The sequence below is a fragment of the Brachybacterium phenoliresistens genome (genome assembly GCF_039530785.1).
GTDB classification, from domain to species: domain Bacteria; phylum Actinomycetota; class Actinomycetes; order Actinomycetales; family Dermabacteraceae; genus Brachybacterium; species Brachybacterium phenoliresistens.
Genome location: NZ_BAAAOW010000002.1, coordinates 404,340 through 430,049, shown reverse-complemented (window position 1 = coordinate 430,049; position 25,710 = coordinate 404,340). Strand labels below are relative to the sequence as shown.

General features: G+C 73.3%; 22 protein-coding genes. 9 read left to right on the top strand and 13 right to left on the bottom strand.

What is annotated here, in order from left to right; translation table 11 throughout:
* The first annotated feature begins 3 nt into the window (after positions 1-3).
* The 4 genes from pepN (at position 4) to ABD234_RS06340 (ending at position 5,101) form a co-directional block, all read left to right on the top strand.
* Positions 4-2,553 carry an aminopeptidase N gene (gene pepN / locus ABD234_RS06355; RefSeq protein WP_038373035.1) on the top strand — a complete coding sequence of 850 codons (2,550 nt, stop codon included), beginning with the start codon at positions 4-6 and terminating at the stop codon, positions 2,551-2,553.
* A gap of 123 nt (positions 2,554-2,676) precedes the next feature.
* Entirely contained in the window at positions 2,677-3,624 is a 948-nt protein-coding gene (locus ABD234_RS06350; protein WP_038373036.1) for a mechanosensitive ion channel family protein, read from the top strand.
* Positions 3,621-4,085, top strand: coding sequence for a globin (locus ABD234_RS06345; protein WP_051486911.1), 465 nt, complete (start codon positions 3,621-3,623; stop codon positions 4,083-4,085). The genes ABD234_RS06350 and ABD234_RS06345 overlap by 4 nt, the downstream gene beginning before the upstream one ends.
* 23 nt (positions 4,086-4,108) lie before the next feature.
* Positions 4,109-5,101: an aldo/keto reductase gene (locus ABD234_RS06340; protein ID WP_038373037.1), complete on the top strand. Its 993-nt coding sequence runs from the start codon at positions 4,109-4,111 to the stop codon at positions 5,099-5,101.
* A gap of 16 nt (positions 5,102-5,117) precedes the next feature.
* Here ABD234_RS06340 and ABD234_RS06335 read toward each other — a convergent pair whose 3' ends face one another.
* Complete coding sequence (locus ABD234_RS06335; protein WP_038373038.1) at positions 5,118-5,600, bottom strand: acyl-CoA thioesterase; 483 nt, start codon at positions 5,598-5,600, stop codon at positions 5,118-5,120.
* A gap of 60 nt (positions 5,601-5,660) precedes the next feature.
* Here ABD234_RS06335 and ABD234_RS06330 point away from each other — a divergent pair, with 60 nt between their 5' ends.
* Positions 5,661-6,599 carry an acyl-CoA thioesterase gene (locus ABD234_RS06330; RefSeq protein WP_038373039.1) on the top strand — a complete coding sequence of 313 codons (939 nt, stop codon included), beginning with the start codon at positions 5,661-5,663 and terminating at the stop codon, positions 6,597-6,599.
* Positions 6,600-6,621: 22 nt separating this feature from the next.
* Here ABD234_RS06330 and ABD234_RS06325 read toward each other — a convergent pair whose 3' ends face one another.
* Positions 6,622-7,929 carry an ABC transporter substrate-binding protein gene (locus ABD234_RS06325; protein ID WP_038373040.1) on the bottom strand — a complete coding sequence of 436 codons (1,308 nt, stop codon included), beginning with the start codon at positions 7,927-7,929 and terminating at the stop codon, positions 6,622-6,624.
* 64 nt (positions 7,930-7,993) lie between these two features.
* The gene (gene glgP, locus ABD234_RS06320) at positions 7,994-10,561 is read right to left on the bottom strand and encodes an alpha-glucan family phosphorylase (RefSeq protein WP_038373041.1); all 2,568 of its coding nucleotides are present in this window, start codon (positions 10,559-10,561) and stop codon (positions 7,994-7,996) included.
* 79 nt (positions 10,562-10,640) lie between these two features.
* Between glgP and ABD234_RS06315 the strand changes: the two genes are divergently transcribed.
* Complete coding sequence (locus ABD234_RS06315; protein ID WP_038373042.1) at positions 10,641-12,308, top strand: RNA polymerase sigma factor; 1,668 nt, start codon at positions 10,641-10,643, stop codon at positions 12,306-12,308.
* A gap of 75 nt (positions 12,309-12,383) precedes the next feature.
* On the opposite strand, the gene ABD234_RS06310 is transcribed toward ABD234_RS06315, so the two are convergent.
* From ABD234_RS06310 to ABD234_RS06285, 6 genes are all read right to left on the bottom strand, one after another.
* Positions 12,384-13,718 carry an ABC transporter substrate-binding protein gene (locus ABD234_RS06310; protein WP_038373043.1) on the bottom strand — a complete coding sequence of 445 codons (1,335 nt, stop codon included), beginning with the start codon at positions 13,716-13,718 and terminating at the stop codon, positions 12,384-12,386.
* Between the two features lie 97 nt (positions 13,719-13,815).
* A complete protein-coding gene (locus ABD234_RS06305; protein WP_038373045.1) occupies positions 13,816-14,658 on the bottom strand; it encodes a carbohydrate ABC transporter permease in 843 nt (280 codons plus the stop codon).
* Between the two features lie 11 nt (positions 14,659-14,669).
* Positions 14,670-15,527, bottom strand: a complete 858-nt coding sequence (locus tag ABD234_RS06300; RefSeq protein WP_038373046.1) for a carbohydrate ABC transporter permease — start codon at positions 15,525-15,527, stop codon at positions 14,670-14,672.
* Positions 15,528-15,531: 4 nt separating this feature from the next.
* Complete coding sequence (gene ettA / locus ABD234_RS06295) at positions 15,532-17,214, bottom strand: energy-dependent translational throttle protein EttA (protein ID WP_038373048.1); 1,683 nt, start codon at positions 17,212-17,214, stop codon at positions 15,532-15,534.
* 95 nt (positions 17,215-17,309) lie between these two features.
* Entirely contained in the window at positions 17,310-17,996 is a 687-nt protein-coding gene (locus ABD234_RS06290; RefSeq protein ID WP_038373049.1) for an HAD family hydrolase, read from the bottom strand.
* Entirely contained in the window at positions 17,993-19,150 is a 1,158-nt protein-coding gene (locus ABD234_RS06285) for a YlbL family protein (protein ID WP_232226392.1), read from the bottom strand. The genes ABD234_RS06290 and ABD234_RS06285 overlap by 4 nt, the downstream gene beginning before the upstream one ends.
* A gap of 126 nt (positions 19,151-19,276) precedes the next feature.
* Here ABD234_RS06285 and ABD234_RS06280 point away from each other — a divergent pair, with 126 nt between their 5' ends.
* Complete coding sequence (locus tag ABD234_RS06280) at positions 19,277-20,890, top strand: zinc-dependent metalloprotease (protein ID WP_038373050.1); 1,614 nt, start codon at positions 19,277-19,279, stop codon at positions 20,888-20,890.
* Positions 20,877-21,464, top strand: a complete 588-nt coding sequence (locus ABD234_RS06275) for an NUDIX hydrolase (RefSeq protein WP_232226393.1) — start codon at positions 20,877-20,879, stop codon at positions 21,462-21,464. Before ABD234_RS06280 ends, ABD234_RS06275 begins: the two co-directional genes overlap by 14 nt.
* 12 nt (positions 21,465-21,476) lie before the next feature.
* Here the strand turns inward: ABD234_RS06275 and ABD234_RS06270 are convergent, their stop codons facing one another.
* Positions 21,477-22,133, bottom strand: a complete 657-nt coding sequence (locus ABD234_RS06270; protein WP_198025428.1) for a M48 family metallopeptidase — start codon at positions 22,131-22,133, stop codon at positions 21,477-21,479.
* A gap of 520 nt (positions 22,134-22,653) precedes the next feature.
* Between ABD234_RS06270 and ABD234_RS06265 the strand changes: the two genes are divergently transcribed.
* Positions 22,654-22,812: a DUF5679 domain-containing protein gene (locus ABD234_RS06265; RefSeq protein ID WP_198025429.1), complete on the top strand. Its 159-nt coding sequence runs from the start codon at positions 22,654-22,656 to the stop codon at positions 22,810-22,812.
* Positions 22,813-22,979: 167 nt separating this feature from the next.
* Here ABD234_RS06265 and ABD234_RS06260 read toward each other — a convergent pair whose 3' ends face one another.
* The 3 genes from ABD234_RS06260 to ABD234_RS06250 form a co-directional block, all read right to left on the bottom strand.
* On the bottom strand, positions 22,980-23,261 hold the full coding sequence (locus ABD234_RS06260; RefSeq protein WP_038373051.1) for a WhiB family transcriptional regulator: 282 nt from the start codon (positions 23,259-23,261) through the stop codon (positions 22,980-22,982).
* A gap of 85 nt (positions 23,262-23,346) precedes the next feature.
* Positions 23,347-23,535, bottom strand: a complete 189-nt coding sequence (locus ABD234_RS06255; RefSeq protein ID WP_156954143.1) for a hypothetical protein — start codon at positions 23,533-23,535, stop codon at positions 23,347-23,349.
* A 36-nt stretch (positions 23,536-23,571) separates the two neighbouring features.
* Positions 23,572-25,680, bottom strand: a complete 2,109-nt coding sequence (locus ABD234_RS06250; RefSeq protein WP_038373052.1) for an ATP-dependent DNA helicase UvrD2 — start codon at positions 25,678-25,680, stop codon at positions 23,572-23,574.
* Between the last annotated feature and the right edge of the window lie 30 nt (positions 25,681-25,710).

Sequence of the window (25,710 nt, the reverse complement as noted above, 5' to 3'; positions counted from 1 at the left end):
AGCATGTCCACAGAGAACCTGACGCGCGACGAGGCCCAGGACCGGGCCTCCTTCCTCGCCACCGACACCTACGACATCCGCCTCGACCTGACCCAGGGCGAGCGGACGTTCCGCACCGAGTCCACGATCCGCTTCACCTCCACCGAGGCCCGGGCGACGTTCGTGGACCTCATCGCCCCGGCCGTCCACGAGATCGAGCTCAACGGCGTCCTGCTCGAGGACCCGGCCTCCCGCTTCGACGGCGCCCGCGTGCAGCTGCCCGAGCTGGCCGTCGGCGAGAACACCGTGCGCATCCTCGCCGACGGCGCCTACATGAACACCGGCGAGGGGCTGCACCGCTTCGTCGACCCGGTCGACGACGAGGTGTACCTGTACACCCAGTTCGAGGTCTCCGACGCCCGGCGCATGTTCGCATGCTTCGAGCAGCCGGACCTCAAGGCCGCCTTCACCCTCACCGTCACGGCGCCGGCGCACTGGCGGGTCATCTCCATCGCCCCGACCTCGGAGCCGGTCCCCGCCGGGGACGGCATCGCGACCTGGTCCTTCGAGGCGACGCCGCGGATCTCCACCTACCTCACCGCGCTCATCGCCGGGAAGTACGAGGGCACCGAGGGCACCCTGCGCTCCCGCAGCGGCCGGGAGATCCCCGCCGGCGTGTACGCCCGCGCCTCGCTGGCCGAGCACCTGGACGCCGACCACATCCTCGCCATCACCCAGCAGGGCTTCGACTTCTACGAGGAGAAGTTCGACGCGGACTTCCCCTTCCCCACCTACGACCAGATCTTCGTGCCGGAGTACAACATGGGCGCGATGGAGAACCCGGGCGCGGTGACCTTCGTGGAGTCCTACGTGTTCCGCTCCGAGGTCTCCGACGCGATCCGCGAGCGCCGCGACCTCACCATCCTCCACGAGCTCGCCCACATGTGGTTCGGGGACCTCGTCACCATGCGCTGGTGGGACGACCTGTGGCTGAACGAGTCCTTCGCCGAGTTCGCCTCGACCCTGTGCTCGGCCGAGGCCACCGCGTGGACCGATTCCTGGACCACCTTCGCCGGGTCCGAGAAGGCCTGGGCCTACCGCCAGGACCAGCTGCCCTCGACCCACCCGATCGTCGCCGACATGGTCGACTTCGACGCGGTGGAGACGAACTTCGACGGGATCACCTACGCCAAGGGCGCCTCGGTGCTGCGCCAGCTGGTCGCCTATGTCGGCGAGGAGGCGTTCTTCGAGGGCCTGCGCGCCTACTTCGCGAAGCACGCCTGGTCCAACACCGAGCTGAGCGACCTGCTCGTCGAGCTCGAGGCCACCAGCGGACGCGACCTGCGCTCCTGGAGCGCGCTCTGGCTCGAGACGGCGGGCGTGAACCTGCTGCGCCCCGTCATCGAGCGCGCCGAGGACGGCTCCGTGACCCGGTTCGCGATCTCCCAGGAGGCGGTCGCCGAGCACCCCACGCTGCGCCCCCACCGCCTGGGAGTGGCCGGCTTCTCCGTGCAGGGCGACCGGCTCGTGCGCACCACGACCGTCGAGGTCGACATCGACGGCGCGCTGACAGAGGTCCCCGAGCTCGTCGGCCGGACGGCGGACCTGTGGCTGCTCAACGACGGGGACCTCGCCTACGCGAAGATCCGCCTGGACGAGGCCTCGCTCGAGGTGGCCCTGGAGAGCCTGCGCACCCTCGAGGACCCGCTGGCCCGCACCCTCATCTGGTCCGCCGCCTGGGACATGGTGCGCGATGCCGAGCTGCCCTCGCGCCGCTTCGCCGACCTGGTGCTCGCGCACATCACCGGTGAGGACTCCTCCAGCGTGCTGCGGACCCTGCTGGGCCAGCTGCAGAGCGTCGCGACCGCGTACGCCGCCCCGGAGGACCGGGCCGCACGCACCGCCCGCATCGGCGACGCCCTCGCGGAGCTGACCCGCTCCGCGGCCGCCGGCTCCGATGCGCAGCTGCAGTTCCTCGAGGCCTTCGCGCGCCTGTCCTCCACCGCGCAGCACCGGGAGCTGCTGTCGGGCCTGCTCGAGGGCACGACCGTCCTCGAGGGGCGCACGATCGACACGGACCTGCGCTGGAAGCTCGTGATCGCCCTCGCGGCGCTCGGCGGCATCGACGAGGCCGGGATCGACGCGGTCCTCGCGCAGGACGACACGCAGTCCGGCCGCAAGAGCGCCCTGACCGCCCGGGCCGCCCTGCCCACCGCGGAGGCCAAGGCCCAGGCCTGGGCCCGCACGGTCGAGAGCGACGAGCTGGCCAACGAGTCGCTCACCGCCGTGGTCCTCGGCTTCGGCCGCGTCGTGGACGGGTCGCTGATCGCCCCGTACGTCGAGAAGTACTTCGCGATGCTCGACGACGTCTGGGCGCAGCGCTCCAACGAGATCGCCAACCGGCTCATCCAGGGCTACTTCCCGGCGGACTTCGGCGGGCAGGACGTCGTGGACGCCGCCGACGCCTGGCTCGCGGAGCATGCCGATGCGCCGCTGGGCCTGCGCCGCCCGGTGCTCGAGGGCCGCGACACCGTCGCCCGTCAGCTGCGGGTGCGCGCGGCCGACGTCGCCTGATCGACGAGGGCGCCCCTCCGGCGCCCGGGGATCGACCAGGGACTCCCTCACGGGGACGCCCTGGTCGATCCCCCGCCCGGTCCGTCCAGCCGGCACGGACCGACGGACGCTAGGGTCGGCGCCATGGCTCCGACGTATCTTCCCGAGCTCGTCACCCCGACCACCGACGAGACGCTGTCCCTCCTGGACCAGGCGCTGCGCTGGCTGCTCAGCAGCGGCCTGCTCATCGTGCTGGTCCTGGTCGGTGCGGCCGTGGCGACCGCCATCGCCCGATGGCTGATCCACCGGTTCTTCCGCACCATGATCGCCTCGTCCAGCAAGCTGACCGGCGTCGCCGGCTCCGTGGTGCGCCGCGACCGCCGGGACCAGGCCGCGAGCCTCAAGCGCATCGAGCAGCGCGCCTCGACCCTGTCCAACGTCGCGGTGAACGTGGCGACGCTGATCATCTGGATGATCGCGGCGATCATGATCCTCGACCAGATCGGCGTGAACATCGCCCCCGTGATCGCCTCCCTCGGCGTGGTCGGGCTGGCCGCGGGCATCGGCGCGCAGACGATCATCAAGGACATCGTCGCCGGCGTCGTCATGCTCTTCGAGGACATCGTCGCCGTGGGCGACGTCGTCGACCTCGAGTACGCCACCGGGACCGTCGAGAACATCAACCTGCGCGTGACCCAGGTGCGGTCCCTGGACGGCGTGCTGTGGACCGTCCGCAACGGCGAGATCATCCGGGTGGGCAACATGTCCCGCGGCTTCTCCAAGGCCGTCGTCCTGCTGGACCTGGACGCCAAGTCCGACGACCGGGTCGTCGACGAGGTGCTCGCCCGGGTCGCCGAGGAGCTCGGCGCCGACCCGGAGTGGGCGGACGTCCTGCAGAGCGAGGTCGAGGTCAGCGGTATCCTCAGCGAGGACGCCGCGCGCTTCCAGCGGCGCATGGTCGCCACCGTCTCCCCCGGCTCCCAGTGGAAGGTCGAGATGGAGCTGCGGCGGCGCATCCGAGCCCAGTTCGCCGCGTCGGGCATCGAGTTCGCCCTTCCGCGGTTCGCCGAGACGACAGGAAAGTCCGCATGACCATCCCGCTGCGACCCGGCGGCCCCGGCCACGAGCCCGAGCAGACCTTCTACGAGGCCGTCGGCGGCCACGAGACCTTCGTGCGCCTGGTGCGCCGGTTCTACGAGGGCGTCGCCGAGGATCCGCTGCTGCGCCCGATGTACCCCGAGGAGGACCTGGGCCCCGCCGAGGAGCGCCTGCTGCTGTTCCTCGAGCAGTACTGGGGCGGGCCCAAGACCTACGGCGAGCGCCGCGGCCACCCGCGCCTGCGGATCCGCCACGCCCCCTTCGCCGTCTCCCCCGCCGCCCGGGACGCCTGGCTCGCGCACATGCGCGGCGCCGTCGACTCCCTCGAGCTCCCGCCGCTGCTCGCGGAGACCCTGTGGGACTACCTCGAGCGCGCCGCCCACTCGATGGTCAACACCGTCGACGGCGGCGAGGCGCCCCGTCCCGGCGGCATCGTGCCCGACCGCCTGTCCTGACCCCCTCGGACCTGGAGGAGACCATGCAACCCCGACCCCTCGGCCGCACCGGCCGCAGCGTCGCCCCCATCGGCCTGGGCACCTGGCAGCTCGGCGCGGACTGGGGCGACGTCCGCGAGGAGGACGCCCTGGACGTCCTGGCCGCCTCCGCCGAGGCCGGCGTCACCCTGCTGGACACGGCGGACGTCTACGGCGACGGCCGCAGCGAGCGGCTCATCGGCCGCTTCCTCGCCCAGCGCCTCGGACACGGCATCACCGTGGCCACCAAGATGGGCCGGCGCCTGCCGCAGGAGCCGGAGAACTACACGCCGGAGAACTTCCGCGCCTGGACGGAGCGCTCCCGCGCGAACCTCGGGGTCGACACCCTCGACCTCGTGCAGCTGCACTGCCCGCCCTCGGCCGTGATCGAGGACGAGGCGACCTTCGAGGCCCTGGACGCCCTCGTGGCCGAGGGCGCGATCGCCGCCTACGGCGTCTCGGTGGAGACCTGCGCGCAGGCGCTCCGTGCGATCTCCCGTCCCGGTGTGACGAACGTGCAGATCATCCTCAACCCCTTCCGGCTGAAGCCGCTGGACGAGGTGCTGCCGGCGGCGCAGGCGGCGGGGGTGGCGGTCCTCGCCCGCGTGCCGCTGGCCTCCGGCCTGCTCTCGGGCAGGTACACGACGTCGACCACCTTCGCCGCCGATGACCATCGCACGTACAACCGGCAGGGCGAGGCCTTCGACCGGGGCGAGACCTTCTCCGGCGTCGACTTCGCCGAGGGGGTCGCGGCCGCGCAGGAGCTCGCGGACGCCCTGCCCGAGGGCGTCAGCCTGCCCGCGGCGTCCCTCGCATGGATCGCCGCGCAGCCCGGGGTCACCGCCGTCATCCCCGGGGCGCGCACGGCGGAGCAGGCCCGGGCGAACGCCGCGGCGGGCTCCCTGCTGGAGCAGGGCTTCGCCCTGGACGCCTTCGACGCGGCGGTGCGCCGGGTCTACGACGCCCGCCTGCGCGCGGCGGTGCACCCGCACTGGTGACCGCCCGGCCCGTGCCTCAGGAGCGGAAGGCCACCGGCTCGCCGGTGTACTCCTGGAGCGCCTCGCGCGTGGCGGCGTCCAGCCGCGCGGTCCGCTGGGTCTCGCGGTCGACCACGACCACCACGGTGCGGGCCGAGACGTAGGGCTGCTGCGCCGCGACGTCGTCCTGGCGCAGCACCTGGTAGTCCACGTCCAGGCTGGCCCCGCCCAGCCGCGAGACCCACAGGCGCACCAGGGCGCCCTCGCGCAGGTACGGGATGGGCCGGTGGTACTCCAGGCGCTGGGAGGCGATCAGCGTCAGCAGCGGGGCGTGCGCGTCGAACACGCCCATCGCGGTGGGCAGCCTCACCGCGCCGCGGGCGATCTGCTCCTCGTCGGGAGCCCAGAAGGCGGCGATGCGCGCCTCCTCGAGCAGCCGCACGACGGCCGCATTGTTGACGTGCCCGTAGGCGTCCAGGTCGGTCCAGCGCACGGGGACCGTGATGTCGAGATGAGCCATGCGCCCCATCGTACGGATCAGCGGCCGCACCAGGGGCGATGCGGGTCGTAGCATCGGGGCATGACCGCAGCCGGCCCCGCCCCCGATCCGACCCCGCCCGCGCACCCGGCCCCCCGCCCGGATCCGCACCCGCGGGAGGTCTCCTCCGCCCTGCTGGACCTGCTGGACCTGCGCGCGGCCGATGCCTCCGGGCAGGCCGCGGCCTTCGAGGGCGACACCCGGGCGCACCCGGGCGGGCACGTCTTCGGCGGACAGGTGATGGGCCAGGCCGTCGTCGCCGTGGGCCGCACGGTGCCCGAGGGGAGGCGCATCCACTCGATGTACTCCTACTTCCTGGCCCCGGGCGCGCCGGACGTGCCGATCCGCTTCGAGGTCGACGACCTCCGCGACGGCGGCTCCTTCTCCGTGCGCCGCGTCCTGGCCTCCCAGGAGGGGCGGACGATCCTGGCGATGACGGCGTCCTTCCAGGAGCAGCAGGACGGGCTCGAGCATCAGACCCGCGCCCCCGCCGCTCCGTCCCCCGAGGACCTCCCGACGACCGCCGAGGTCCTGGCCGGCATCGACCATCCCGTGGCCCGCTACTGGGCCACCCAGCGTCCGATCGACATCCGCCACGTCACGGACCCGATCTACCTGCGCCCGGACGGCTCCGGCTCCGAGTCGCAGATGCTGTGGATGCGCATGGTCTCCCCCGTCGAGGCCGATCCCCTGGTGCACGATGCGATCCTGGCCTTCGCCAGCGACTACACGCCCTTCGAGCCGATCCTGCGCCGCCAGGGCCTGAGCTGGGTGACGCCGGGGCTGCGCATGGCCACCATCAACCACGCCATCTGGTGGCACCGCCACGTGGAGATGAACGAATGGCTGCTGTACGTGCAGCGCTCCCCCTCGGCCGCGGGCGGGCGCGGGCTCACCGAGGGCAACGTCTTCGACCGTGCCGGCGACCTCGTCGCGACCATCGTGCAGGAGGGCATGATCCGGGTGAAGCCCACCGCCTGAGCGCCGGAGCGGGAGCCGTGCCTCAGGCGACGGCCTCGAGGGCCGCGGCCTGGGCGCGCGGCAGGGCCTCGGAGGCGGTGGTCGTGCCGGCGAAGACCTCCTGGATGATCGGCATGGCCGCGGCGGTCCCGGCGGCGGCCCGCGGGCCGGTCTCCGGCAGGGACACCTCGGCGAGGTCCGCGACCAGCGGAGCCACGTCCACGCCCTGGCCGCTCCAATGCTCCTGCCAGGACTGGCGCAGGTCCCGGTGGCCGGGGATGCCGATGCCCGCGGCGACCAGCGGGCGCTGCCCCTCGACGCCGCCCAGCCAGGTCAGCAGCGACGCGATGTCCGCGGTGCGGTCGTCGTCCTTGCTCACGATGCCCACCGCCGCGACCGCATGCACCAGCGGGCGCCGCCCCTGGGGCCCGGCGACCACCGGATGCAGGTCCCAGGCGAAGGCGTCCCCGATCCCGTCGACCAGGCGCGGGAGGTCGTAGCTGCCGGTCTGCAGCAGGGCGAGCTGCCCGCCGACGAACAGATCGCGGCACAGCTCGGGGTCGGCGTTGGTCTCGGCGCCGGTGGGGGCCACCAGGTCCAGGTTCGCGAGGTCGGCGAGGTACTGGACGGCGGCCATGCCCTGCTCGGAGGCGAAGGCGAAGACGTCCTCCTGCTGCCAGGCGCCGCCTGCGGCGGCGATGAACGGCCCCAGCAGGGCGGCCCGGTCCGCCTGCGCGGAGAAGCCGTAGGAGGGGCGATCGGACACCGCGTCGGAGCCGGACCCCGCCGCCGCGGCGGAGAGCGCCCGGGCGGCGTCGCGCAGCGTGTCGGAGCCGCCGGAGGGGTCGAAGACGAGCCCCTGCGGGTCGACCTGGACAGGGTCGACGAGCGCCCGGTTGGCGGCGAGCATGCTCACGTCCCAGAACTGGGGCACGCCCCACAGGACGTCGTCGCGGCGGTAGAGATCGGTGGCCGCGGCCTCCCAGCCGCTCGCGGCCTGCCCGGTGGCCTCGCCCGCGTCCACCAGCTTCCCGGCCTGCTGGAACTGCACCAGGTTGGCGGTGTTCATCCAGTAGACGTCGGCCGCGGACCGGGTGGCGAGGTCCTGCGGCAGCGCCGTCCAGTACTCGTCCCATTCCTGCACCTCGACGACGGCGGCGATGCCGGTCTGCTTCGTGAACGCGGCCAGGGACTCCTCGTAGGGCGCGAGCGCGCGGTCGTCCCACACCCGCAGCACCAGGGTGTCCTCGTCGGGCTCGACGGGCTCCTCGTCCGAGCCCCCGCAGGAGCTCGCCCCGCCCACCGCGCCCAGAGCGAGGAGGGATGCGAGCAGCTGGCGACGCGTGGGCATGGAGGTCCTTCCGACGGCGAGAGGGGCGGGGCACCATTGTGCCCCGCCCCGGCCCGCGCCCGGTTCAGGCGGAGGCGACCAGACCCAGCTCGGCGCGGGAGGCGAGCGCGGGGTGCTGCGGCACGACCCGCACGCCGGCGCCGATCTGCCCGGGCACGCTCACCGTCAGCCGCGTCGCCCACCGGCCGTCGTCCTGCCGCTGCAGCGGGACGATCTGGGGGTCCACCAGCTCCCCGTCCTCGCCGACGGGCCCCAGCAGCGCCTCGACGGCGACCGAGGACTCCTCCAGCGCGCCCAGGCGGACCTCGGCGGACAGGGTGATCTCCGCGCCCGTGGGGACGGTGCCGCCGGCGGCGGCCCCGGCGCCCTCCAGGCGCACATCGTGCACGGAGACCTGCGGCCAGGCATCGGCCACCTGCGCCTTCCACGCGGTGAAGGCGGCCGCGAGGGTGGTGTCCTGGCCGAAGGCCGCGGCCGAGCGCGCCGCCGGCAGGTACAGCTCGGTGACGTAGTCCCGGACCATCCGGGCGGCGGTGATCCGCGGGGCGATCTGCACCAGGGAGGCGCGGACCTTCTTCAGCCACCCCGTGCGCATGCCGCGGTCGTCGCGCTCGTAGAACAGCGGGGCGATGCGGTGCTCGAGGATGTCGTACAGCGCGGCGGCCTCGAGCTCGTCGCGGCGGTCCTGGTCCTCGACGCTCGCCGTCGGGATCGTCCAGCCGGCCTCGTCGGTGGCCATCTCGTCCCACCATCCGTCGGAGATCGAGAAGGTGAGGCCGCCGTTGAGCACGGCCTTCATGCCGGAGGTCCCGGAGGCCTCCTCCGGGCGGATCGGGTTGTTCAGCCACACGTCGGAGCCGGCGATGAGCACGGAGGCCATGCGGATGTCGTAGTCCGGGAGGAAGACGATGCGGTGGCGGACACCCGCCTCGTCGGCGAAGCGGACCAGCTCCTGCATGAACTCCTTGCCGGGACGGTCCGCCGGGTGGGCCTTGCCGGCGATCACCAGCTGCACGGGACGGTCCGGATCCAGCAGGATGCGGCGCAGCCGCTCGGGGTCGCGCAGCATGAGGGTCAGGCGCTTGTACGTCGAGACGCGACGGGCGAAGCCGACGGTGAGGACCTCGGGATCCAGGATCTCGCGGGTCCAGGCCAGCTCGGTCTCATCGGCCCCGCGGCGCAGCCATGCGTCGTGCACGTGCTCGCGGGCCATGTCCACCAGGTCGGCGCGCAGGTGGTCGCGGGCCTCGTCGAGGTCGGCGTCGGTGAGCGTGGCCAGCGGGCTCCAGTCGGTCAGGGCGGAGATGTCCACATCGCCCAGCGCCTTCTTGAACAGGTCGTCCATCACCCGCGAGGTCCAGGTGCGCCGGTGCACGCCGTTGGTCACCGAGGTGATGGGCACCTCCGGCACCTCGAAGCCCGGGTAGAGGTCCTCGAACATGCGCCGGGAGACGGCGCCGTGCAGGGCGGAGACGCCGTTCGCGCGCTGCGCGAGGCGGAAGCCCATGTGCGCCATGTTGAACACCTGGCCGCCGTTCTCCAGGCCCAGGGCCAGGGCCGCCTCGACGGGCAGCCCCTCGACCAGGCGGGAGATCCCCTCCCCGTCGGCGTCGAGGTAGCGGCGCAGCTCGGTCACGTCGAAGCGGTCGATGCCCGCCGGCACCGGGGTATGGGTCGTGAAGACGGTGCCGGCGCGCACCTCGGACAGCGCCTCGTCGAAGCCGGCGCCCTCCCGGATCAGACGGCCGATGCGCTCCAGCCCCGAGAACCCGGCGTGGCCCTCGTTGAGGTGGAACACCTGCGGCTGCGGGAAGGACGTCGCGGCGGTGTACGCCTCGACCGCGCGCACGCCGCCGATGCCCAGCACGATCTCCTGGACGATGCGGTGCTCATGGTCGCCGCCGTAGAGACGGTCGGTGATCGCCCGCGCCTCCTCGTCGTTGACCTCGAGGTTGGTGTCCAGCAGCAGCAGGGGGACGCGCCCGACCTGCGCGACCCACAGCCCGATGGCGACCTCGCGGCCCCCGGGGAAGGTCACCGAGACGGTCAGCTGCACGCCGTCGGCCCCGCGGACGGGCTCGACCGGCAGCGCGGCCGGATCGTTGAGGCGGTAGGTCTCCTGCTGCCAGCCCGAGCGGTCCAGGCTCTGGGAGAAGTAGCCGTACTGGTAGAGCAGGCCCACGGCCACCAGCGGCACGCCGAGGTCGGAGGCGGACTTGAGGTGGTCCCCGGCGAGGATCCCGAGACCCCCGGAGTAGATGGGAAGGGTCGGGGTGATGCCGAACTCCATGGAGAAGTACGCGACGGCCGGCACGGGCGCCCCGGTCTCGGGGACGGTGCGCTGGAACCAGCGCCCGGACTCGCGGTAGGTGCTGAGGTCCCCGACCTCGGAGCGCATGCGCGCGAGGAACGACTCGTCCCGCGCGGCCTCGGCCAGCCGGGCGGCGGGCACCAGCGGCAGCATCGCCACGGGATTCTCGCCGCTGCGGGCGAAGGCATCCGGATCGAGGCTGCGGAACAGGTCGAGGCTCTGGCGGCGCCAGGCCCACCGGAGGTTCATCGCCAGGACGCGCAGCGGCTCCAGGGCGGTGGGGAGCTGGGAGGCGACCTGGACGGTCGTGATCGGCTTCATGGCGCACACCGTACCGGGTCCCGGGGGACAATACAGTGAGGACCGGAGGACGTGGACACGAGCGCTGCGGGAGGGCTTCATGCACGCAGGACCGCAGGCCGATGCGCAGGCCGGCGACCTCGACGGGACCGTCGAGGACACGGTCGACCTCGGGGCCGGGCTGGACCCCGTGCGCTCGCTCCTGCACCGCTGCGCCCGCGGGGACCGCGACGCCGCCGCGAGCCTGGTCGAGCTGCTCTCCCCCCGCGTCCACGGCCTGGCCATCGAGGTCTCCGGCTCCTCCGCGACGGCGGAGCGGCTGAGCATCGCCGTGCTGCGCGGCGCCCTGCGGGACGCCCACGACCTGGCCTCCGGGGCGATGCCCGGGGAGACCGCCGTGCTGGACCGGGCCCGCCGGGCCATCATCGCCGACACCTCGGGCCGCGGCACCGTCCGCTCCCTGGCGGCCGCCGCCTCCGCGGCCCGGCGCGCACCCCATCGGCGCGAGCAGGAGATCGTGCGGGCCCTGCTGAGCATGCCGCCGTCGCGGCGCGCCCTGCTCGAGCTGGCGGCCCTGGGCCGCTTCCCCTACAGCGGCTCCGCGCGGCGCGGAGCGGCCGCCGAGCTGTCCGCGGGGCTCGCCGCGATCCGGCCCGGCGCCGCGACGGCGACGACCGGCAGCGGCCCCCAGGAGGCGGGACCGGGAGCACCGGGGGGACCTCGCGCGGCCGGTCCGCAGACCGCCGGTCCGCAGGCTGCCGGTCCGCCGACGGCCGGGCCCGGCGAGCTGGCGGCCCTCGCCGCGCTGGACGCCCTGGCCCTGGCCGATGCCGGCGAGCGCGAGCGCCTGCATGCCCTCACCCGCACCGCCGAGGAGGCCTCCGTGCGCCGGGCGGCGATCGAGGCCGCCGCCGAGCTGACCCTGCTCACCGCCCGGGCGCCCACCCGGGACCTGGGGCCCCGGGTGCTCGAGGGCTTCGCCCCGCGCCCGCTGCCCTCCCTCGGTCCGGGAGCGTCGCGGGAGTACTCCGGCACCTACGAGACGCCCGTGCTGGGCACCGACACGCACCGCCGGCTGGTCGGCCCGCCCGCGCGCGGGGGCGGGCCCGGCTCGGCGAGACCCGCGGCCGGGACGGGCGGGGCGCAGCCCTCCGTGCAGGTCCCCGCCCCGGCGTCCGCGGCCTCCGCCCCCTCGGCCGATCCGGCGCCCGCCTTCGCCTTCCGTCCCGCTGCGCGCGGGGCTGCCGCGGGCCCGGCCGGTCGCCGCGGCGCCGGAGCCCGGGCCGGCGCGGGCCGCACCGACGCCCGCCGGACGGGCCGCCGCCGCTGGGTCGGGGGTCTGCTGGCCGTGCTCGCGGTGCTCGCCCTCGGGGCCACGACCACCGGCTGGGTCCTCGCCGACCGGGCGCAGGACCGGGCGCTGCAGGCGCAGCGCGACTGGGCCCAGGTGGCCACGATGCCCGGCGCCCGCGGCGTCGAGGGGCGCAGCGACAACGGGTCGTGGCGCGCGGTCCTCGCCCCCGAGGGCACGGTGCTGCTGGCCCAGGACGTGCGGCCCTACGAGGACGACGAGGTGCTGCAGCTGTGGGCCCAGCGCGACGGCGCCCTGGTGGACCTGGGCGTGCTGGACCTGCGCCGCGACGGCACGGTCACCTTCCATGCCGACGCCGGCGGCGAGCGCCTGGTGGTCACCCGCGAGCGGGCCCCCGGCAACCAGTCGGGCACGCCGTCCGAGCTCGTCGTCGCCGAGCTGACGCCCGATCCCTGAGCGGCGCCGCGTCCCTGAGCGGCGCCGCGTCCCTGAGCGGCGCCGGGCTCGTGAGCGGCGCCGGCTCCCGGCGGGTCACGCCATGGCGGCGTTGCCCTCCTTCTGCGCCTGCGGGACGCCCTCGGCCGCGCTGAGCCGGCCGATGAAGATCTCCTGGAAGATCGGCATGACGGCGGTGAGCCCGGCGTTCGCCCGGGTGCCGGTGTCCGCGGGCGCCGGGTCCTTCGCCGCCTCGACGAAGATCTCGACATCCACGCCCTTGGCGCTCCAATGGTCGATGAAGGCCCCCTGCGCCTGCGTGTTACCGGGGAATGCCACGCCCTGCTCGCCCAGCGGCATCTGCCCCTCGGCGGACCCCAGCCAGGTCAGCAGGGCCGCGATGCCCTCCTGGCGCGAGTCGTCGGCCTTGGCGTTGCCGACCGCGACCACGCCGTGGACCAGGGACTTCGCGCCGGCCGGGCCGGCGACCATCGGCGCCAGGGCCCACTCGAAGGATCCCGCCACGCCGGAGTCGATGTTGGCGAGGTTGTAGGGCCCGGACTGGAACAGGGCCAGCTTCCCCTGCGTGAAGAGATCCCGGGTGAAGTCGCCGTTCTCGTTGGTGTCGGCCGCGCTGGGGGCGACCTGCTCGGTGTTCACGAGCCCGGCCATGTACTCGAAGGCGGCGATGCCCTCCGGGGAGGCGAAGGCGTAGCGGTCCTCGACCTGCCACTGGGCGCCGTTGGAGGCGAGGAAGGGGCCGATGATCGCCTGGCGGTCCGCCTGCGAGTTGAATCCGAACTGGGTGCGCGTGTCCGGGTCGAAGCCGTCCGTGCCGGGCGTGCGGCCCTCGCCGTCCAGGGTGAGGGCGCGGGCCGCCTCGCGCAGCGGATCGCTGGCGGCCGCCGGGTCGAAGGACAGGGCGGAGACGTCCACCCCGGCCGCCTCGACCAGGCCCACGTTGTAGAACAGGGCGATGGAGTCCCACAGCTGCGGCACGCCCCACAGGGTGCCCTCGCGGGTGTAGAGATCCACCACCGACTGCTCCCACTGATCGGCGCCCTCGGTGACGACCTCGTCGATCGCCAGCAGGTCCCCGGAGTCGGCGTACTGCACGAAGCTGGCGGAGTTCATCCAGTAGACATCGGCCGCGTCGCCGCTGGCCACGTCCAGGGGAAGCTTCGTCCAGTAGTCCGCCCACGGCACCAGGTCGATGTTCACGGACCAGCCCGACTGCTCGGTGAACGCGGCGAAGGAGGCCTCGTAGGCGGGCACCGCGGCCTCGTCCCAGAGCCGGAACGTCAGGGACTTGTCCCCGTCGCCGCCGCTGCCGCCGCCCTGGCGGGAGGGGGCGGAGGGAGAGCAGGCGGCCAGGGCTCCGGCCGTGCCGGTGGCGGCGAAGGAGGCGAGCAGCGTGCGGCGGTCCATCATCAGGTGTCCTTCCGGGGCGGGCGGGGATGGCCCCCATTATGGTCCGCGCCCCTCGCCCCCGGGCGGATCGACCCGGGGGCGGGACGGCTGCGCATGCTCAGCGCAGCTGCGTCGCCGCGATGGAGCTGGTGATCTGCCGCTGGAAGATCACCATGAGCAGCACCAGCGGCAGCATCGCCAGGGTGGTCCCGGCCATCACCAGGGTCCAGTTGTTGTTGTACTGCGACTGCAGGGAGCTGGTCGCGACGGTGATGGTGCGCCAGGCGGGCCCGGAGGTGATCACCAGCGGCCACATGAAGCTGTTCCAGTGGGTGACCACGGTGATGAGCATCAGCGTGGCCAGGATGGGCCGGTTCAGCGGGACCACCAGGTGCCACAGCAGGCCCAGCGTGCCCGCGCCGTCGATCCGCATGGCGTCCACCAGCTCCCCCGGGACGGCGCGGAAGTTCTCGCGCAGCAGGAAGATCGCGTACGGGGAGCCCAGCACGAACGGCAGCACGAGGGCCCAGAAGGTGTTGCGCAGGCCGGCCTCGCTGAGCATGAGGTACAGCGGCACCACGACCACCACCTGCGGCACCATCAGCGTCGCGACGTACACCCAGAACAGCAGGTCCCGGCCGGGGAAGCGGAGCATGGCGAAGGCGTAGGCGGCGAGCACGGAGAAGACCATCTGCCCCGCGAGGATCACCGCGACCATCTGGAGGGTCACCACCACCGGGGTGAGGAAGCCGTCGGTCGAGGTGAGCAGGGCCAGGAGGTTCTCGGCCGTCGGCGGGGACGGCCAGGACAGCGGTCCCTGCCGCGCGAACTGCCCGGCCGAGGTGAGGGCCGTGAGCACGGAGACGCCGAAGGGTGCGAGGGTGAGCAGGGCCGCGGCCAGCAGCAGGGCGTAGGTCCCCGCGTACCCGGCGAGTCGGCTGCGGGCGGCGGTGGTGCGCATCGGCTCCCCTCTCAGCTCATGTCGTACGTGATGCGCCGGGCGAACCAGCGCTGCTGGACCAGGGTGATCGCCACGAGCAGCACGAACAGGATCACCGCGACGGCGCTCGCCCGGCCCAGGCGGGCGGCGTCGAAGGCCTCGTGGTAGACGAGGGAGGCGATCACCTCGGTGCGGTGCTGGGGGCCGCCGCCGGTGAGGGCGTAGACCATGTCGAACACCTGGAAGCTCGCGACCACCTGCGTGACCGCGAGGAAGAAGGTCGTCGGCCGCAGCAGCGGCACGGTCATGTGGATCAGCGTGCGCCACGGTCCCGCCCCGTCCAGCCGGGCCGCCTCGTAGATCGAGCCGGGGATCCGCGAGAGGCCGGCCTGGAAGAACAGGGAGATGTACCCGACGTTCTGCCACACGGCCACGAAGGCGACGGCGGGCAGGGCCAGGGACGGGGAGGTCAGCCACTCCACGCGCATCCCGAGGATCGCGTTCATCGCCCCGGTGGAGGGCTGGAGGATCCACTTCCACACCACGCCCAGCGCCAGCGGCGCGCACACCCACGGGATCACCACGATCACCCGCACGATCGAGGAGCCGGGAAGCGCCCGGTGCAGCTGCGTGGCCAGCCCCAGCCCCAGGGCCAGGGAGACGGGCACCGAGATCAGCGTGAACAGCGCCGTCACGGCGAGGGAGTTCAGCAGAGCTCCCCCGCCGATCAGGGCCGCATAGTTCTCCAGGCCCACGAACTCGCGCGTGCCCAGCAGGTCCCAGTCGAACAGGGAGACGACGAAGGCCAGCACCACCGGGAGCACCAGGAAGCAGGTGACGCCGATCAGGCTCGGCGCCACCAGCAGCCAGGCGACCAGCCCCCGCCGCACGAGGTCAGTCGCGGGTCAGGCGGCGGTGCGTGACGCGGTGGGGCCGCGCCGCGTCCTCGCCGAGGCGCTCGATCTTGTTCTTCTCGTAGGCCTCGAAGTTGCCCTCGAACCAGTGCCAGTTCGCCGGGTCCTCCTCGGTGCCCTCGTAGGCGAGGATGTGGGTCGCCACGCGGTCCAGGAACCAGCGGTCGTGGGAGACGACCACGGCGCAGCCCGGGAACTCCAGCAGGGCGTTCTCGAGGGAGCCGAGCGTCTGCACGTCCAGGTCGTTGGTGGGCTCGTCCAGCAGCAGCACGTTGCCGCCCTGCTTGAGGGTCAGCGCCAGGTTGAGCCGGTTGCGCTCGCCGCCGGAGAGGACGCCGGCCTTCTTCTGCTGGTCCGGGCCCTTGAAGCCGAACTGGGAGACGTAGGCGCGCGAGGGGATCTCGACCTTGCCGACCTGGATGAAGTCGAGTCCGTCGGAGACGACCTCCCACAGGTTCTTCTCCGGGTCGAGGTTCTCGCGGTTCTGGTCGACGTAGCTGATCTTCACGGTCTCGCCGACCTTGAGCTCGCCGCCGTCCAGCGGCTCCAGGCCCACGATCGTCTTGAACAGGGTCGACTTGCCGACGCCGTTGGGGCCGATCACGCCGATGATGCCGTTGGGCGGCAGGGAGAAGCTGAGGCCGTCGATGAGGACGCGATCCCCGAAGCCCTTCTTCAGGTCCTTCGCGTCGATGACGATGTTGCCCAGGCGCGGGCCCGGGGGGATCGTGATCTCCTCGAAGTCGAGCTTGCGGGTGCGCTCGGCCTCCGCGGCCATCTCCTCGTAGCGGGCCAGACGCGCCTTGGACTTCGCCTGGCGGCCCTTGGCGTTGGAGCGCACCCACTCCAGCTCCTCCTTGAGGCGCTTGGCGAGCTTGGCGTCCTTCTTGCCCTGGACGTTCAGGCGCTCCTCCTTCTTCTCCAGGTAGGTGGAGTAGTTGCCCTCGTAGGGGTAGAGGTGGCCGCGGTCGACCTCGGCGATCCACTGGGCGACGTGGTCCAGGAAGTACCGGTCGTGGGTGACGGCGATGACGGCGCCCTCGTACTGCTGCAGGTGCTGCTCGAGCCAGAGCACGCTCTCGGCGTCGAGGTGGTTGGTGGGCTCGTCCAGCAGCAGCAGGTCCGGCTTCTCCAGCAGCAGCTTGCACAGCGCCACGCGGCGGCGCTCGCCCCCGGAGAGGTGGGTGACGCTCTCGTCGCCGGGCGGGCAGCGCAGGGCGTCCATCGCCTGCTCGAGCTGGGAGTCGAGGTCCCAGCCGTTCGCGGCGTCGATGTCGGACTGGAGCTTGCCCATCTCCTCCATCAGCGCGTCGAAGTCGGCGTCGGGCTCGGCCATCTCCTCGCCGATGGCGTTGAAGCGCTGCACCTTGCGGTACAGGTCCCCCATGCCCTCCTGGACGTTCTCCAGGACGGTCTTGGTCTCGTCCAGCGGCGGCTCCTGCAGCAGGATCCCGACGCTGTAGCCGGGGCTGAGGCGCGCCTCGCCGTTGGAGGGCTGGTCCAGGCCCGCCATGATCTTCAGGATGGTCGACTTGCCGGCGCCGTTGGGGCCGACCATGCCGATCTTCGCGCCCGGGTAGAAGCTCATGGTGACGTCGTCGAGGATCACCTTCTCGCCGACGGCCTTGCGGGCCTTGTACATGGTGTAGATGAACTCTGCCACTGCGATGCTCTCCTGGTGGAAGACGGGGTCTGTCAGGTCTGGTGGTGCGCGGCGCGCGCGAGGGGCCGCGGCACCCGGTCAAGACTACCCGGGGCTCACTCGAGGACGACGCCGCGCGCGGCCAGGACCTCGCGGGCGATCTCGCTGCCGTGGCGGGTGCCCTCGGGGTGCTGGTCGCCGTTGCGGGGCCACAGGTGCGCATCGATGCCCAGGGCGCGGGCGGCCTCGACGTTGTCGGCCCGGTCGTCGAAGAAGACGACCGAGCGCGGCACGGCGACGCCCCCGGACTCGTGGGCGAGCACCTCCAGCAGGATCCGGAAGATCTCCGGATCGGGCTTCACGACCTTCTCCTCGCCGGAGATGATCGCGAAGCTCATCGCCTCGAACCAGTCGGCGCGGCGCACGGCCTCCCCGAACGCCTCGGAGGCGTTGGACAGCAGCACCAGGCGCACGCCGGAGCGCGCCATGTCGTGCAGCAGGGCGCGGGAGTCGGGATCCAGACGCAGGAAGTACCGGTCGTCGGCCTTCTGCAGGTCCTCGACCTCCTCCTCGGTGAGGTCGCCGATGCCCGCGGCGGCGGCCACCGCGCGCCAGTACTCCTCGCGGCTGGTGCGCCCGGCGTCGTAGTCCGGCCGATGCGACCAGACGGCCTCCCGCAGGGCGTCCTGGTCCCCGCCGAGCAGGGCATAGAGGTCGGGCACCGGGTCGTGCCCGGCGCTGAGGACCCCGCCGTGGTCGAGGACGACGGTGGGACGGCTGGGGGTGCGGCGCTTGCGGCTCATGATCCCTCGCAGGTGGGAAGGCCGTCCACGGTGCCCGTGGCGGCGATGGACTCGGTGGCCTCGAGGGCCTGGTCGAAGGTGTCGACGCGGACGACCTGCAGCCCGGAGGGCACGTTCCCGGCGACCTCGTCGCAGTTCTGCCCCGGGGCCAGGAAGTAGTCGGCGCCCGCGTCCCGGGCCCCGATCATCTTCTGCCGGATCCCGCCGATGGGGCCGACGGCGCCGTCCTCGGCGATGGTGCCCGTCCCGGCGATCTCGCGGCCGCCGGGCAGCGCGCCCTCGGTGAGCTCGTCGTAGACGCTCAGGGAGAACATCAGCCCGGCGCTGGGGCCGCCGATGTCCCCCACCGAGATCCCCACGTCGAAGGGGAACTCGTAGCCGTCGGCGAGGACGACGCCCATCCTCGCCGTCCCGTCCACCTCGCGGGTGGGGACGGACAGCTCGAGGTCCTCGCCTCCGCGGCGCACCGTCAGCGCGATCTCCTCGCCGGGGACGGACCGGGCCACCAGCTGCTGGGTGGCGGCGGCGTCCGCGGTGCGCTCGCCCCGGACCGCGAGGATCTCGTCGCCCGCCTCGAGGACGTCCGCGGAGGCGGCGCCGTCCTCGATCCCGGCGACCACGACGGTGCGCTCGTAGGGGATGCCCAGCTCGTCCAGGGCCACGGCCACGGCGCCCTGCTGCGAGGTCGACATCTGCACGGTGTTCTCGAGGGTCACGTCCTCGCGGGTGCGGCCCTCGGGGAACAGCAGCTCGCGCGGGAACACGGCGCGGGAGCGGTCGAACCAGGCCAGGACCACCTCGGCGGCGGTGACCGTGTAGCCGGGGCCGCCGTCGACGGAGACCGTGGTCATCATCAGCTTCCCGTCGCTGGGGTAGGTCTCGTGGCCCTCGATCGAGATGATGTCCTCGTCCTGGTACTGCCCCAGCACGTCGATCGCGGGGCCGGGCTGCTCGATCACGTACGGCACCGGCACGGCGGAGCAGCCGACCATCAGTCCCAGCAGGACCGTGCCGCTGATCAGCGCGGTGCGGGGATGGGCGAAGGCGGAGCGCTCCAGGATGCGTCCCAGGGTCCGCCGCACGGGGCCCGGCTGCTGCGGCGCGCCGTCGCCGGCGGGAGGCGGACTGGTGGTGGGGGCGGGAGCATCGGGCACCAGGACATTGTGCCCCAGCGGCCTGGACGCGCTCGCGCCCACAGCGAACACCGAGCCGGCGGACAGCCGCGGCGGGGGTCCCCTGGATAGGCTGATCGCATCCGCGCACCACCCCAGGAGGTCACGATGGAGTCCGAGGACAGGTCCCCCGATCCGCAGGAGGAGGCGCTGCGCCGCCTGCTCGAGGAGGCGTTCGGCGGGGCTCTCCCGCCCGGCGCCCTGGAGGGGATGGATCTGGGCGAGCTCGCCCGGCAGGCCAACCTCCCCACCGACCCGAACCAGCTGCGGGCCGCCGCCGCCCAGATGCAGCACCTCTTCTCCACCCCGGGCGAGGGGCCGGTGAACTGGAAGCTCGCGGGCGACCTGGCCCGCCAGACGGCCCTGGGACAGCAGCGCCTGCCCGGCCAGCCGGAGCCGACCGGCTCCCCCGGCGATCCTGCGCCGACGCCCCAGCAGACCCGGGACCTGCGCGAGGCCGCCCAGATCGCCGCGCTGTGGCTGGGCGAGGCGATGGACTTCGACGTCCCCGCGCAGGAGCTGGACGTGTGGGGGCGCGGCACCTGGGTGCATCGGACCCTGCCGCGCTGGGAGTCCACCGTCGAACCGGTCGCGAAGTACATGGCCGGAGCGATCGGCGACGCCATCACCGCGCAGATGCAGGGCTCCGGCATGGCCCTTCCCGGCGACCCGGCGCAGATGATGGAGCGCATGGGCGGCACCCTGTTCGGTATCCAGTTCGGCCAGGCGATCGGCACCCTGGCCCGGGAGGTCGCCGGCACCACGGACCTCTCGCTCCCGCTCGGCCCCGAGGGCACCCCGGCGCTGGTCGCCGCCAACGTCGAGGACTTCATCGCCCAGCAGTCGCTGGACCCCTCGGCCGCGCGGATCTTCCTGGCCGCCCGCGAGCTCGCGCACACGGCGCTGTTCACCGCGGCCCCGTGGCTGGGGCGGACCCTGTTCGCCGCGATCGAGGACTACGCCCGCGGGATCACCCTGGATCTGGACGCCCTGGACGAGATGGTCCGCGGGCTGGATCTCTCCGACCCGGAGTCGCTGCAGCAGCACCGTCCGGAGGACATGTTCGTCTTCACCCGGCGGGAGGCGCAGGAGCGCGCCCTCGAGGAGCTCGCCACCACCCTCGCCCTGGTCGAGGCCTGGGTCGACCATGTGACCACCCATGCCCTGACCGGCAAGCTCCCCCAGGTCGACGCCATGCGCGAGGTCCTGCGCCGGCGCCGCGCGACCGGCAGCCCGGCCGAGGGGATGCTCGCGCAGACCGTCGGCATCGAGCTGCGGCCCCGCCGCGTGCGCGAGGCCCTGGCCTGGTGGGACAGCGTGCTGGCGACGGAGGGCACGAGCGGCCGCGAGGCCCACTGGGCCCACCCGGATCTCCTGCCCACGGTCGACGTGCTCGCCGGCTCCCCGCAGCCGCCGCAGCCGGCCGATGCCTCCGAGGAGGAGCTCGCGGCCGTCGGGCTGCCCGAGGACTTCGACGCGGAGCTCGCCAAGCTGCTCTCGGGCGACGGCGGGGAGGATGCCCCGCGCGAGGACGACCGCGGCGGTCTGCGCGACCGCTCCGACGCCGCCGAGGACTCCGCGGACGCGGCGGAGGGCCCCGACGGCGAGGGCACTGGCGGCGGCGACGCGAGCGGGCCGTCCGGCTCGGACGGCCCCGCCGACGAGGACGGCCCCTCGGGCACCGCAGGACCGGCCGACGGCGACGGACGTGACCGCCCCTGACCTGGCCGGCGAGGGCGCGAGCGCTCGCGCCCTCGCCGAGCTGGCCGCGGGCCGCTCCCCCGCGATCGACGAGACCCTCCGCGACCGGTTCGCCGCACTGCTGAGGGGGCGCCCGGAGGCGATGCATCGGGCAGGCGGCCCGGTGCACCTCACCGCCAGCGCCTTCGTCGTGGATGCGCCGGGCGAGCACGTCGCCCTGGTCTGGCACCGCAAGGGCGGCTTCTGGGTGCAGCCCGGCGGCCACATCGATCCCGACGAGACGAGCTTCGAGCAGGCGGCGCGCCGCGAGGTCGGCGAGGAGACCGGGCTGGAGGGCCTGGAGCGGCTCGGGCCGGGGCCGGCGATGCTGCACCGGCACGACCTCTCGGCCGCCTTCGGCGCCTGCCAGGAGCACTGGGACGTCCAGTACCTGCTGCGCGCACCGGCCGCCGCGGAGGACGTCCCGCTGCGCCCCAGCGCGGAGAGCCCCCGGGTGATCTGGTCGCGCTGGGACGTCCTGCCCGAGGGCACCGTCGCCGACATCCCCGGGACGCTGCGCACGCTGCGGCCCGTGATGGAGTCCCTGCTCCCCTGACGGGGACGGGGCTCAGCTCCGATCGGAGCCCGCCCGCGGCGCTCCGGGCAGGTCGCCTTCCTCGCCCACGTCGCCCTCACCGCCCTCGTCGCCCTCGTCGCCCTCGAGGTCGAGCTTCCAGTCCTGCGCGTGGGCGACGCCCTCGAGGAAGCCGCGGGCACGCTCGGTGCGGGGGTAGCGGTTCACGAGCTCCTGGAAGGCGGGGCCGTGACCGGGGACGAACAGGTGCGCGAGCTCGTGGACGAGCACCGCCTCGAGGACCCAGGTGGGCATGCCCTGCAGGCGATGCGAGAGCCGGATCGTCCGCTCGGAGGGGGTGCACGAGCCCCAGCGCCGGTTCTGCCGGGACGACCAGGTCACCGAGAGCGGTCTCGCCTGCCCGGAGAAGTGCTCCTCGGACAGACGGCGGGCCAGCCGCATCAGATCGCGGTCGCTGCGGTCCCGGGGAGCGCGCACCGCCTCCTTGCGGGAGAGCTGCTCGATCATGCGGGTCACCCACTCGCGCTCCTCGCGCGCCCCGAAGGACGCGGGCATCGCCACCACCAGGTCGCCGTCGCGCCGGGTGATCGAGATGCTGCGGGTGCGCCGCGCCGAGCGACGCACCAGGACGCGCTCGCCGCGGGGCCCGGTCTGCTCGGCGACGGTCGTACGGCTCGTGGTGCGGGGCATGGGGGAAGCCTCGCAGAAAAAAGTCGGCGCTGTCGGTCGTCCACAGCTGTGCACCCTGTCACTGCACGTCACAGCGCCTCTCGCCGTGCAGCGCCCCCGTCATCCACACGCGTGCCCACCAGCGTCCCCGGTCTTTCCACAGCATTCGACCGCTTGTCCACAGCGGCGGCGGGCCAGGCCTTTGACCAGCATCCCCTCCAGGCACTAGGTTCGCTGGGAAGTGAGGCCCCGGGATAACTAGCAGATCGCACACGGGGAAGGTGCGCGTGGTGCTGAGCGCCCCCGGGGCCTCACCCAGACCCCCGCCCGTGCGGCGGGCCGGTATCGACGGTCGTGGTCCGTCGCACGCACTTCCCCGCTCCCCGCGGAGCACCTCAGATCCCGAAGCGTGCGACGGGCCCCGGACCCGCCCTCTCCCTGATTCGTGGCTTTGACCTGCGCCCCGTTAGAGTGGGCCGACCCCGCTCGGAGCAGGCTGTGCAGCCGCGCAGCCCGCGTGAGCCGTTTGAAGGAGATATGCATGGCTGACGAGAAGTACGCAGGGGAGTTCTACTGCGTGAAGTGCCGCGAGAAGCGCGAGGCCGAGGGCGACGTGGTCGTCTCGAACGGTCGGCGCATGGCCAAGGCCGTGTGCCCCGAGTGCGGCACGAAGCTCAACCGCATCCTCGGCAAGGCCTGATCGACGAGGGCTCGGCCCGGAGCCGACGGTGAGGAACGAGCCGGCGGCGGAGGACCGTGCCCAGGAGATCAGGCCTCATCACGCGGCCTGGTCGACGCACGACAGCGGGAAGGGGCGGGGCACCATCGGTGCCCCGCCCCTTCTGTGCTCGGACGGGCCGCGCCTGCTCATGCCGCCGCGTTCTTGCGGGGACGGCCACGACCGCGCTTGACGGCGATCACGCGGCCGTCGGCGAAGATCTCTCCGCCCCAGACGCCCCAGGGCTCAGCGCGCTGGACGGCGCCCTGGAGGCACTCCTGGCGCAGCGGGCAGTCGGCGCACAGCCGCTTGGCCTGCTCGAGCTCGGCAGGCTTCTCGGAGAAGTACAGGTCCGCGGAATCGCGGCGCTGGCAGGGCAGGCCGTCGAAGACGGAAACGGGTGCAGAGGTATGGGTGAGGACGTTCGTCATCGTCTCGCTGCTTCAAAGTCGTCATGGTGGAGGGGTCGGCTGCGGTGCCACCCACTCCGGCTGAGGCCGAGGGCCTCAGATCACATCAGTGGGTGCACCCGAGGGGCGCAATGCCCCGGTGGCGCGTCAGCAGATCAGCGCGGAGCTTCGCGCCGAGGGTGTCGCTGGAGAGACCTGTTGCGGCCTCGAGATTGTTGTCGATCACAGCGACACCTCCTTTCTTGCTGCGCGCCCCGGTTTCCCGGACCACGATGCGGACGATGAACGAGAGCAACTCTACATGCTCCCGCCCGACCCGACAATCTTTTTTCTACCTGCGGTTTCGTTCCAGGATCGCGAGGATCTCGGACCCGTGGCGCTCGCTGGCGACACCCCCGGCGCCGGGGATCCGCACCAGCTCGCCGGCATCGCGCGGGTCCCGCTCCGCGATCGCCTCGAGCGTCGCGTCGGTCAGCACGGAGTGCGGGGGCACCCGCAGCGCCTTCGCAGCCCGGCGCCGCCAGGTGCGCAGCTCGTCCACGAGCGCCTCGTCATGGCTGGGCGGGCAGGTGTCGTGCCGGCCGATGCGCTTCTCGTGGGGGGTGCCGAGCCCGGCGCCGCACACGCGGCAGTCGGCGTGGACGGTGGCCGTGCGCCGGCCCGTGCGGCGGGCCCCGGCGCCTCCGCCCGCGGAGCCCGTCGGCCCCGGCAGGTCGGACAGCCCGTCCAGGAAGCGCGACGGCTTGCGCGAGCCGCGCGCCCCGGGCGTCCGCGCGGCCGCCCAGGAGATCGTCAGCAGGTCCCGCGCGCGGGTGAGCGCGACGTACATCAGCCGTCGCTCCTCCTCGATCTCCGCGGCGGTGCTCGCCATCGAGATCGGCATCAGCCCGTCGCTCGCGCCGATCAGCCACACCGCCGGCCATTCCAGGCCCTTGGCGGCGTGGACGGAGGCCAGCGTGACGCCGTCGACCTCGGGGGCGCTCTGCGCCTCGGCGCGCTCGTCCAGCTCCCGCACGAGCGCGGGCAGGTCCGCCCCGGGGCGGGCCAGGACCGTGTCGGCCAGGCCCACCAGGGCGTGCAGGGAGTCCCAGCGCTCCCGCACCGCACCGGAGGCCGCGGGCGGCTCGGGGGCCCACCCCTGCTGGCCGAGCACGTCCCGGACCATGCGGGCGGGATCCTCCGCCTCGAGCCGGGCCGCGGCGCGCAGCGCCATCACGGCGCGCCGCACCTCCTGCCGCTCGAAGAAGCGGTCCCCGCCGCGCACCAGGTAGCCGATCCCCCGAGCGGTCAGGGCCTGCTCCACCGCCTCGGACTGGCCGTTGGTGCGGAACAGCACGGCGGCCTCGCGCGCGGGATGCCCCTCGGCGATGCGGGCCGCGATCCGCTCGGCGACGCCCTCGGCCTCGGCCACGTCGTCGGCGTAGGACTCGATCACCGGCGGCGGTCCGGCCTCCCGCTGGGAGACGAGCGTGAGGCGGTGGTCGCGGGTGCGGCCGCGGGCGCCGTCGAGCACCGCGTTGGCCACCCGCACCACCTGCGGGGTCGAGCGGTAGTTGCGCTCGAGCCGGATGGTCCGGGCGCCCCGGAACTCGCGCCCGAAGTCCAGCAGGAAGGACGCCTTGGCCCCGGCGAAGGTGTAGATGGTCTGGGCGGCGTCCCCGACCACGCACACGTCGGTGCCGGTGCCCAGCCACAGGCGCAGCAGCGCGTGCTGGAGGGTGGAGACGTCCTGGTACTCGTCCACGACGAAGTGCCGGTACTGGGAGCGGACCTCGCGGGCGACATCGGCGCGCTCGCTGAGGAAGCCCACCATGTGCAGCAGCACGTCCTCGAAGTCGAGGACGCCGCGCTCCTTCTTGACCTCCTCGTACTGCACGAGGATGCGCGAGATGGAGCGCGCCCCGAACCCGGCGACGCCGGGGCGGCGGGTGCGCTCGGCCGCCTCGGGATAGCTCTCCGGGGTGAGCATGGACACCCGCGACCATTCGACCTCGGAGACGATGTCGCGCAGCGCCGCCCGGTCCACGCTCATGTGCAGGCGGCTGCAGGCCTCCGCGACGCCCGGGAACTTGTTGGCCATGATGTCCGGCATGGCCCCTCCCACGACCCGAGGCCAGAAGTGGCGCAGCTGTCGCAGGGCGGCGGCGTGGAAGGTGCGGGCCTGCACGGCGGGGACGCCCAGGTCGCGAAGGCGCGAGCGCATCTCCGCGGCGGCCTTGGCGGTGAAGGTCACGGCGAGCACATGGCGCGGGTTCAGCTGCCCGGTCGCCACCCCGTAGGCGATCCGATGGGTGATGGCCCGGGTCTTGCCGGTGCCGGCGCCGGCCAGCACGCACAGGGGCCCGCCGAAGCTGCGCGCCACCTCGCGCTGCTCGGGGTCCAGGCCCTCGAGGATCGCCTCGGCGGTGGGGACGCTGCTGCTCGTGCTGGTCTCGCTCATCGCGATCCAGTGTGCCAGCGACGGCGGACG